Origin of the sequence: Streptomyces beijiangensis (assembly GCF_017315755.1) — a bacterium.
Classification (GTDB): domain Bacteria; phylum Actinomycetota; class Actinomycetes; order Streptomycetales; family Streptomycetaceae; genus Streptomyces; species Streptomyces beijiangensis.
Genome location: NZ_JAFLRJ010000334.1, coordinates 1 through 9,308 on the forward strand (window position 1 = coordinate 1; position 9,308 = coordinate 9,308).

At 71.0% G+C, this 9,308-nt stretch carries 10 protein-coding genes; 6 read left to right on the forward strand and 4 right to left on the reverse strand.

Going from position 1 to position 9,308, the window contains the following annotated elements; translation table 11 throughout:
- Positions 1–26 precede the first annotated feature (26 nt).
- The gene (locus tag J0695_RS29505; protein WP_206967129.1) at positions 27–692 is read right to left on the reverse strand and encodes an O-methyltransferase; all 666 of its coding nucleotides are present in this window, start codon (positions 690–692) and stop codon (positions 27–29) included.
- Positions 693–819: 127 nt separating this feature from the next.
- Between J0695_RS29505 and sigE the strand changes: the two genes are divergently transcribed.
- From sigE to J0695_RS29530, 5 genes are all read left to right on the forward strand, one after another.
- Entirely contained in the window at positions 820–1,611 is a 792-nt protein-coding gene (gene sigE, locus J0695_RS29510; protein ID WP_206967112.1) for an RNA polymerase sigma factor SigE, read from the forward strand.
- Positions 1,608–2,549: an anti-sigma factor family protein gene (locus J0695_RS29515; RefSeq protein WP_206967113.1), complete on the forward strand. Its 942-nt coding sequence runs from the start codon at positions 1,608–1,610 to the stop codon at positions 2,547–2,549. The genes sigE and J0695_RS29515 overlap by 4 nt, the downstream gene beginning before the upstream one ends.
- 71 nt (positions 2,550–2,620) lie before the next feature.
- Positions 2,621–4,051, forward strand: coding sequence for a S1C family serine protease (locus J0695_RS29520; protein WP_206967115.1), 1,431 nt, complete (start codon positions 2,621–2,623; stop codon positions 4,049–4,051).
- A gap of 115 nt (positions 4,052–4,166) precedes the next feature.
- Entirely contained in the window at positions 4,167–4,634 is a 468-nt protein-coding gene (locus J0695_RS29525) for a sec-independent translocase (RefSeq protein WP_206967117.1), read from the forward strand.
- Positions 4,635–4,694: 60 nt separating this feature from the next.
- Complete coding sequence (locus J0695_RS29530) at positions 4,695–5,336, forward strand: hypothetical protein (protein WP_206967119.1); 642 nt, start codon at positions 4,695–4,697, stop codon at positions 5,334–5,336.
- Between the two features lie 56 nt (positions 5,337–5,392).
- Here J0695_RS29530 and J0695_RS29535 read toward each other — a convergent pair whose 3' ends face one another.
- The 3 genes from J0695_RS29535 to J0695_RS29545 are packed head-to-tail and all read right to left on the reverse strand — an operon-like array spanning position 5,393 to position 8,368.
- Positions 5,393–6,526: an Mrp/NBP35 family ATP-binding protein gene (locus J0695_RS29535; RefSeq protein WP_206967121.1), complete on the reverse strand. Its 1,134-nt coding sequence runs from the start codon at positions 6,524–6,526 to the stop codon at positions 5,393–5,395.
- Positions 6,527–6,570: 44 nt separating this feature from the next.
- Positions 6,571–7,107: a DUF1003 domain-containing protein gene (locus tag J0695_RS29540; RefSeq protein WP_206967123.1), complete on the reverse strand. Its 537-nt coding sequence runs from the start codon at positions 7,105–7,107 to the stop codon at positions 6,571–6,573.
- Positions 7,097–8,368: a magnesium transporter MgtE N-terminal domain-containing protein gene (locus J0695_RS29545; protein ID WP_206967125.1), complete on the reverse strand. Its 1,272-nt coding sequence runs from the start codon at positions 8,366–8,368 to the stop codon at positions 7,097–7,099. The genes J0695_RS29540 and J0695_RS29545 overlap by 11 nt, the downstream gene beginning before the upstream one ends.
- 164 nt (positions 8,369–8,532) lie before the next feature.
- Here J0695_RS29545 and J0695_RS29550 point away from each other — a divergent pair, with 164 nt between their 5' ends.
- Complete coding sequence (locus J0695_RS29550) at positions 8,533–9,294, forward strand: hypothetical protein (protein WP_206967128.1); 762 nt, start codon at positions 8,533–8,535, stop codon at positions 9,292–9,294.
- The last annotated feature ends 14 nt before the right edge of the window (positions 9,295–9,308 follow it).

A 9,308-nucleotide genomic window follows, 5' to 3' on the forward strand; every position in this document is an offset into this window, starting at 1 on the left:
GGGGTCCGGGGCGGGGGCCGTGCCGCTCAGCCCCGTCGCACCGCGCAGAGCAGCCCGTCCCCGACAGGCAGCAGCGACGGAAGCAGCTCCTGGCTCTCCCGCACGGCACGCAACAGCTCCCGCAGATGCAGCACCTCCGCAGGCTGCGCGGCCGAATCGACCGTACGGCCGTCCGCGAAGACCCCCTCGAAGCAGACCAGCCCGCCGGGCCTCAGCAGGCGCAACGATTCAGCGAGAACATCCAGCGATTCCAGCCGGTCGCCGTCCACGAAGACCAGGTCGTATCCGCCGTCGGCGAGTCGCGGCAGTACGTCCAGGGCGCGGCCAGGGATGAACCGGGCCCGGTTCCCCGCGAAGCCGGCCGCACGGAACGCCTGACGGGCGAAGCCCTGCCGTTCCGGTTCGGGATCCACCGTGGTCAGGACACCGTCGCGCCGCATTCCCTGCAGCAGGTAGATCCCGGAGACGCCCGTTCCCGTGCCGATCTCGGCCACGGCCTTCGCGCCCGCCGTCGCGGCGAGCAGTCGCAGCGCGGCGCCGGTCCCCGGTGACACCGAGGGCAGCCCTGAATCCCGGGCCCGGTCCCGGGCCCAGCGCAGGGCTTCGTCCTCGGCGACAAAGGCGTCGGCGAACGCCCAGCTCGTCTGCCGGTTGGCGGTAATGGCCCTCTCCTGTCCCCGTAGTTGACGCAGAGTTGACTGTATCCGCTGCGCCCGGGAACCCGCAGATGGGACCGGGCGTTATGAGGAGGCAGGGGGGATGGTCATGAACGAGGATTCCGGCAATCAGTCTTATCCGGAGCTAACGGGCGAGGTGGCTATGGTAGGGGCTCCACTGGACACCACCAGAGCCGACAGGGGAGGTGCGGCTGCGCCTGTGGATCGGGGAGGAGTGCTGCGGCGCTTTCTCAGGTCATCGGGTGAGCCGAAATCCGTGACCAACAATGCTGCCGACAGCTCCATCGCCGCCGACTCCGCCCAGGCCCGGACCGCGACGTTCACCTCGGACGCGGATGCGCAGGCGTGGACGCCTCCTTCGTGGGAGGAGATCGTCAGCACGCACAGCGGCCGGGTGTACCGCCTCGCCTACCGGCTGACCGGCAACCAGCACGACGCCGAGGACCTCACCCAGGAAGTCTTCGTCCGCGTCTTCCGCTCGCTGTCGACGTACACGCCCGGCACGTTCGAGGGCTGGCTCCACCGCATCACCACCAATCTCTTCCTGGACATGGTCCGCCGCAAGCAGCGCATCCGCTTCGACGCGCTGGGCGACGACGCCGCCGAGCGGCTGCCCAGCCGTGAGCCGTCCCCGCAGCAGGTCTTCAACGACACCCACTTCGACGCGGATGTGCAGCAGGCGCTGGACACCCTGGCCCCGGAGTTCCGTGCGGCCGTCGTCCTCTGTGACATCGAGGGGCTGAGCTACGAGGAGATCGCGGCCACCCTCGGGGTGAAGCTGGGCACGGTCCGCAGCCGGATCCACCGTGGCCGTTCGCACCTGCGCAAGGCCCTTCAGCACCGTTCGCCGGAGGCCCGCCGTGCCGAGCAGCGTGCGCTGGCCGGAGCGACCGCCGGCGCCGCCGGGGCGGGTGGAGAGGACGGGGCCGCGTGAGTGGATCCGGCCCGACCCCTGCCGAGCAGCACCTCGGGGACCGGCTTGCCGCGCTGGTGGACGGTGAGCTGAACCACGACGTGCGCGAGCGGGTCCTCTCCCACCTCGCGAGCTGTGCCAAGTGCAAGGCCGAGGCCGACGCCCAGCGCCGGCTGAAGAGCGTGTTCGCCGATACCGCACCGCCCCCGCCCTCCGAGGGCCTGCTGGCGCGCCTCCAGGGGCTGCCGGGCGGACCAGGGGGCGACGACACGGGGCGCGGCGGATCAGGCCCCTTCGGCGGAGGAAGACTCGCCGGCGGTGTCTACGGACTGACCGGCTCCTCCCGTGAATTCCCCCAGGACCCGGGGGAGACCTTCGGGTACGTCCCGGTCAGGCCCCATGGCTCCGCGCCCGCCACCGGTTTCCCGATCCATCCCGTCGGCCGTCAGGACACCGACCGTTCGGTGTCCTCCTCCCGGCGCAGGTTCGCCTTCGCCGCCGCGGGCGCGGTCTCGCTCGCGGCGATCGCACTGGGCGGCACGATGCCGACGGGCGCCTCCGGCGACGCCACCGCCGCCACCGCACAGGGCGGCGGCAGCGCGGCCCCGCAGGGGGCGAGCAGCCAGGCCGTCGTGGCGGGTACGGAAATCCTCCGCCGTCAGGGCGGAGCCTCCTCCGCCCTGACCGGTGACAAGATCGGCCCGTCCGCCACCGCGACGAACACCCCGCCGGTCACGGCGCTCTCCGCGCCCGCCGTGTCACCCCTGCTGACGGCGGGCATCGTACGGACAGCGCTCTCGCACCCCCTGTCGGCGGCGCTGCTCACCGGTTCGTCGCTGCCGCCCCTGATACCGGCGATCGCCCCTGCGACCGCTTCGGTACCTCCCGCGACACCGAGTCCGACCGCCACCCCGGCGGCCACCCAGCTTGCCGGGGCACCGCAGCTGACCCGGCACTGACAACCTGGTTGAATCCCAGCAGGGATTGCCTCCACGGGGCACGCAGGATCTGGGGCGGGTGCGGGTAGAGCATGGACGACGGGAAGCCCACAGGGCCGAATGAGCACGACCAATCGGTCGGCTCTGCCGCCGAACCGCCGCCGCCCGTCGACCGGCCACCCGGCCGTCCGCAGCCGCGGCACGAGCCCGATCCGTACAGCACACCTCCTTACGGCGGCCCCGGACCCTGGGCCCCCGCGCCGCCCGTGCAGCGGCCGGTGCCCACCCCCGCCGGGGGCACACCGGTCCCGGGGCCCGCGCCCGAGTTCGGGGCCCCGCAGCCGCCGCCCTCGCAGTGGATGAACTACGACCCCTGGGCCGCCCGTCAGGTGCCGCCGGCCCCCGTCGGGCGCCGGCGGCGCAGGGGAGGCGTCGTGGCCGCCGTCCTGCTGGCCCTGGTCACCGGTGTGGTGGGCGGGGGAGTCGGTGCGTACATCGAGCGCAATGACGGGATCGCCCCGAACGTGAAACTCCCGCAGGCGGCGGGGGAGGCACCGGGCCGGGCGCCCGACAGCGTCGCGGGCATCGCCGCCAGCGCGCTGCCCAGTGTGGTCACCCTGCATGTGAAGGGCAGCAGCGAGCAGGGCACCGGCACCGGGTTCGTACTGGACCGCGAGGGCCACATCCTCACCAACAACCATGTGGTCGCGCCCGCCGACGGGTCGGGCGAGATCTCCGTCACCTTCAGCGGCGGCGAGGTCGCCAAGGCCGTGGTGGTCGGCAAGGACAGCGGCTACGACCTCGCGGTGGTCAAGGTCACCGGCGTCTCGGGCCTCAAGCCGCTGCCGCTCGGCAACTCCGACAACGTCCAGGTCGGCGACCCGGTGGTGGCCATCGGCGCCCCCTTCGACCTCTCCAACACGGTGACCTCGGGCATCATCAGCGCCAAGGGGCGGCCCATCACCGCGGGCGGCGAGAAGGGCGACGGCAGCGACGTCAGCTATGTCGACGCCCTGCAGACCGACGCCCCCATCAACCCGGGCAACTCGGGCGGCCCGCTGGTCGATTCCCACGCCCGCGTCATCGGCATCAACAGCGCGATACGGGCCGCGGACAGCGGCACGAGCCCGACCGGCGCCCAGAGCGGCTCCATCGGCCTCGGATTCGCGATCCCCATCAACCAGGGCAAGCGTGTCGCCGAGGAGCTCATCAACACGGGCAAGGCCACTCACCCCGTGATCGGGGTGACGCTCGACATGCAGTTCACCGGCGACGGCGCACGCGTCGGCGACAAGGCGAAGGACGGCGGCCCGGCCGTCGCCGGGGACGGCCCCGGGGCCGAGGCGGGGATCCTGGCGGGCGACATCATCACCGCGGTCGACGGCGCGCGCGTGCACAGTGGCGAGGAGCTCATCGTGAAGATCCGGGCACACCGGCCGGGCGACCGGCTCGAACTCACCGTGAATCGTTCGGGCCGTGAGGTGGCCGTCGTACTGACACTCGGTTCGGCGAGCGGGACATGAACGTCATCTTCGGAGCAATCCAGAGGTACCGCCGTGACAGCTTGGGCGGGTACCGTGAACGAAGCCCGGACCGACCCCGACCTTCGGGCCGCGGAGCACACGAGGAGCAAGCAACGTGTTGACTGACGTAGGCCCACTGGAAATAGTGACGCTCGTGGTCCTTGCCGTGCTCGTCTTCGGTCCGGAGAAGCTTCCGAAGGTCATCCAGGACGTGACGCGCACCATCCGCAAGATCCGTGAGTTCTCGGACAGCGCGAAGGAAGACATCCGCGCCGAGCTGGGTCCGGAGTTCAAGGACTTCGAGTTCGAGGACCTCAACCCCAAGAACCTGGTGCGCAAGCATCTGCTGGACGGCGACGACGACGCGCTGGGCCTGAAGGAGATCCGGAGCAGCTTCGATCTCAAGAAGGAGATCACCGACATCGCGGACACGGTGACCGGCAAGGAGAGCGCCACCAGTTCGGTGGCGTCCGCAGCCGTGTCGACGAATCCCGCCAGCGGAAGCACCACGCCTGACCTGCTGAAGAAGAGCGACAGGCCGGCCGTCGAAGAGCGCCCGCGCTTTGACGACGACGCCACCTGAGTATTGTCCATCTGGTCCGGAAGGCAGGACGCCCGAGGGGGGCGGGCCGCACCGGACCCGATGGACAGAGGAGGCGGCCAGGCAGTGGAGACGACGAGTCAGGCAGGCCCGCGCACGGTTGACGACTATCTGCGCGCGCCTTTTCCCTGGTACGGACTGGACGAGGCCTTCACAGGACCACGCTGGCTGATGCAGGTCGGCATCGCGGCCGACGGCAATGTGCAGCACGGCTCCACCGGGCACGGCGACGAGCCTTCGTCGGTACGGGTGTCCGACAGCGCCGCGGAGCGCGAGCGGTTCGCCGTCGTGGTGACAGTGGCTGCCAGCCCGGTGCGGCGCAGCGGGGACGGCACGGGCGTACTGGAGGCCACCTCGGTCTCCTCGGCGGCCTGGCTGGCCGGCTCGGGCCTGCTGGCGTACACCTGGCCCGCGCAGATGGACCACACCCTGCGCAACGACTGGCTCGACCAGCAGACGGAGACCGCGTTCGAGCTGGCCGACGACCTGGGCGGCCCCGAGTGGTCCTCGCTGTCGCTGCCGGTGGACGGCGTCGCGACCCGGTTCGCCTACCGCGAGTCGGAGTTCGGCTGGATACTGGCCGGCTCCACGGAGGGCGGGGTTCCGCTGGGTGCGTACGGTCGGGGCATGTCGGCGTACGGGCTCGGGTTCTCCGTGGTGGCGGACATCAGCGCGTACGCGTAACAGCAGCCATGCGTAAGGGGCGACCACCATGGTGGCCGCCCCTTACGTCGTACGCCCTAGAACTTGTTGCGGGGGGTGACGCCCAGCGACATGCCCGCCAGGCCTCGCTGGCGGCTGCTCAGCTTGGCCGCGATCGCGCGCAGCGCCGTACCCGCGGGGGAGTCCGGGTCCGACAGGACGACCGGCTTGCCCTCGTCGCCGCCCTCGCGCAGACGCAGGTCGATCGGGATGGAGCCGAGCACCGGCACCGTGGCCCCGGTCGTCTTCGTCAGCCCGTCCGCAACCCTCTGCCCGCCGCCCGAGCCGAAGATGTCGACCATCTCGTCGCAGTGCGGGCACGGCATGCCCGACATGTTCTCGACGACTCCGACGATCTTCTGGTGCGTCTGTACGGCGATCGAGCCCGCCCGCTCGGCGACCTCGGCGGCGGCCTGCTGAGGCGTCGTCACCACCAGGATCTCGGCGTTCGGGACGAGCTGTGCGACGGAGATCGCGATGTCGCCCGTGCCCGGCGGCAGGTCGAGGAGCAGGACGTCCAGGTCGCCCCAGTACACGTCCGCCAGGAACTGCTGGAGCGCGCGGTGCAGCATCGGGCCGCGCCACACCACCGGCGCGTTGCCCGGGGTGAACATCCCGATCGAGATGACCTTCACTCCGTGCGCCGACGGCGGCATGATCATGTTCTCGACCTGGGTGGGCTTCCCGTCCGCGCCCAGCATCCGCGGCACGCTGTGCCCGTAGATGTCGGCGTCCACGACGCCGACCTTCAGACCGTCCGCCGCCAGCGCGGCGGCCAGGTTCACCGTCACCGAGGACTTGCCGACACCGCCCTTGCCGGAGGCGACCGCGTACACCCGGGTCAGCGAACCGGGCTTGGCGAAGGGCACCTCGCGCTCGGCGGTGCCGCCGCGCAGTGAGGTCGCCAGCTCCTTGCGCTGCTCGTCGCTCATCACGTCGAGCTCGACGGAGACGGAGGTGACGCCTTCGACGCCGGCCACCGCGTCCTTCACGCTGTTGGTGATCGTCTCGCGCATCGGGCAGCCGGAGACGGTCAGATAGACCGTGACAGCGACCGCCCCGTCCGCGCCGATGTCGATCGATTTCACCATGCCGAGCTCGGTGATGGGTCGGTGGATCTCGGGGTCGTTCACTGTCGCGAGCGCTTCGAGCACAGCGTCTTCCGTAGCCATGACCCCGATGTTACGGCGCGGGCACCCACCCCGGGAAAGGGCGGTCAGCGGTCGCCTTCGTCACGTGGCCCCGTGGGCTCGTACGGGAATACGCTGCGCTGTTTGTCCAGCTCTCTGACCAGGTCCTGGAGTTCGGAACGGATCCAGTCGCGGGTGGCGACCTCGCCGAGCCCCATCCGCAGCGACGCGATCTCCCGGGTCAGGTATTCGGTGTCGGCGATGGAGCGCTCGTTCTGCTTCCTGTCCTGTTCCAGATTGATGCGGTCGCGGTCGTCCTGCCGGTTCTGCGCGAGGAGGATCAGCGGGGCCGCGTACGACGCCTGCAGCGACAGGACGAGCGTCAGGAAGATGAAGGGGAACGGGTCGAAGCGCATGGCGCTGGGCGCCATGGTGTTCCACACCACCCAGATGATGATGACCACCGTCATCCAGACGATGAACCGGCCCGTCCCCAGGAAGCGCGCGACCTGCTCGGAGAGCCGCCCGAAGGACTCCGGGTCGTACTCGGGCAGAAATCGGCGCCGCGGCGAACGCGGCTGGTCCAGACGGGCCCTGGAGGCCGGCTTCGGCTCAGTGCCCATCGGGGACCTCCTCGCCGTGGAAGTCCGTCTCGCGCCAGTCGTCGGGCAGCAGATGGTCGAGTACGTCGTCGACGGTGACGACCCCGAGCAGCGACCCGCTCTCGTCCACGACCGGGGCCGAGACCAGGTTGTACGCCGCCAGATAGCTGGTCAGCGCGGGCAGCGCGGTGTCCGGGGGCAGCGGCGGCAGGTCGGTGTCCGCGATCGAGCCGACCAGGGTGAAGGGCGGGTCGCGCAGCAGCCGCTGGAAGTGCACCGTGCCCAGGTACTTGCCCGTCGGCGTCTCGTACGGCGGCCGGCAGACGTACACCTGCGCCGCCAGCGCGGGCGACAGGTCCTGCTGCCGTACGCGGGCGAGCGCGTCGGCGATGGTGGCGTCGGGGCGCAGCACGATCGGCTCGGTCGTCATCAGACCGCCCGCGGTCCGCTCCTCGTAGGAGAGCAGCCGGCGCACATCGGCGGCCTCGTCCGGCTGCATCAGCGTCAGCAGCCGCTCCTTGTCCTCCTCGGGCAGCTCGCTCAGCAGGTCGGCGGCGTCGTCCGGGTCCATCGCCTCCAGGACGTCCGCGGCCCGCTCCTCCTTCAGCTTGCCGAGGATCTCCACCTGGTCGTCCTCGGGCAGCTCCTCCAGGACGTCCGCGAGCCGGTCGTCGTCGAGGACGGCGGCCACCTCGGCGCGCCGCTTGGGCGAGAGGTGGTGCAGGACGTTGGCGAGGTCGGCGGGGCGCAGCTGCTCGTACGTGGCGACCAGCGACTCGGCGCCCTGGGCGTCCTCCTCCAGGGAGAAGCCGGTGACGGCCGACCACTCGACGGTCAGCGTCTCGCCCTTGCGGCGCAGGGCGCCGCCCTTGCCCTTCCGTACGAAGACCTTGTCGATCTCCCAGTCGCGGCGGGCCGGCAGCTGCTGAATCGATACGTCGAGAACGGTGACCTCCTCGCCGCCCTCCACGAGCTTCACCCGCCGGTCGAGGAGCTCGCCCAGGACGAGGCGCTCGGTGGGCCGCTGCTCGAAGCGGCGCATGTTCACCACACCGGTGGTGATGAGCTGGCCGGTCTCGACGCCCGTCACCCGGGTCAGGGGAAGGAAGATCCGCCGACGGGTGACGACCTCCACGACCAGCCCGAGCAGCCGGGGCGGGCGGTTGCCGACGCGCAGCATCGCCACGAGATCGCGTACGCGCCCGACCTGATCCCCGTTCGGATCGAAGACCGCGACGCCGGAGAGGTGCGAGACGAAGACCCGGGGGGCGCCAGCTGCCATGGAGCGCGCCTCCTTCTGCCCAGGTCCGCCGGTCCGCCGGTCCGATTCAGGGTTCAGGCTAGCCCGTGGTGGCCCGGGGCGCTCTTGAGGGGCGTCCGGACGGCTCTCTGCCAATACGCGTAGGCCGCACAGGTACGCTGCGGGCTGCTGTTGAGGACACCCGCATGAGAGGCAGTGCGCTTGTGGCTGCATTCCCCCAGGTCGCCCGGGCCCGTCGAGCCGCAGTCGCAGGCGCGGTATGCGCCGGTCTGGCCGCATCGCTCACCGCCTGCGGCGGCGAGGACCCGGACGCCGGGACCAATGGCGTCGGCAAACTCTCCGCACAGGAGATCGAGACGAAGGCGCGCGCGGCGGTGGACGGCGCGCATGCGGTACGGCTGTCGGGGACGCTGGTCAGCAAGGGCGGCTCGTACAAGCTGAACATGCAGCTCAAGGCGGACGGCGGCACCGGCTCGGTCACATCGAGGAACAGCACCTTCGCGCTGCTGCGGGTCGGTGACGCGCTCTATGTGAAGGCCGACGCGGGCTTCTGGGACCAGGCGGACGGCAAGGGCGGGGCGACGGCCGCGGACAAGCTCGGCGCGAAGTACGTGAAGGTGCCGCAGGGCGACCCGGCGTACAAGCAGTTCCGCGGCTTCACCGACATGAACGCGCTCCTGGACGGGCTGCTCGGGCTGCACGGCTCGCTGAACAAGGGCGACCGTACGACGGTCTCCGGGACCCGCACCGTCCGGATCATGGGCGGCGACAAGGGGGACGGCGGCACGCTGGACGTCTCGCTCAAGGGAACCCCGTACCCGCTGCGCTTCGAGCGCGCCGCGGGAGCGGGGGTCCTGCGACTCGCCGACTGGGACAGGGACTTCACGCTGGCCGAGCCGGGCAAGGACGAGACGGTCGACTACGGCCGCCAGCTCCCGAAGACCTGACCTGACCTGACCTG

What these genes read in the sequence shown, in the direction of transcription:
- sigE (WP_206967112.1), top strand. Translation starts at nt 820, where the DNA reads ATGGTAGGGGCTCCACTGGACACCACCAGAGCCGACAGGGGAGGTGCG.
- J0695_RS29520 (WP_206967115.1), top strand. Translation starts at nt 2,621, where the DNA reads ATGGACGACGGGAAGCCCACAGGGCCGAATGAGCACGACCAATCGGTC.
- J0695_RS29530 (WP_206967119.1), top strand. Translation starts at nt 4,695, where the DNA reads ATGGACAGAGGAGGCGGCCAGGCAGTGGAGACGACGAGTCAGGCAGGC.
- J0695_RS29535 (WP_206967121.1), bottom strand. Translation starts at nt 6,526, where the DNA reads ATGGCTACGGAAGACGCTGTGCTCGAAGCGCTCGCGACAGTGAACGAC.
- J0695_RS29540 (WP_206967123.1), bottom strand. Translation starts at nt 7,107, where the DNA reads ATGGGCACTGAGCCGAAGCCGGCCTCCAGGGCCCGTCTGGACCAGCCG.
- J0695_RS29545 (WP_206967125.1), bottom strand. Translation starts at nt 8,368, where the DNA reads ATGGCAGCTGGCGCCCCCCGGGTCTTCGTCTCGCACCTCTCCGGCGTC.
- J0695_RS29550 (WP_206967128.1), top strand. Translation starts at nt 8,533, where the DNA reads ATGAGAGGCAGTGCGCTTGTGGCTGCATTCCCCCAGGTCGCCCGGGCC.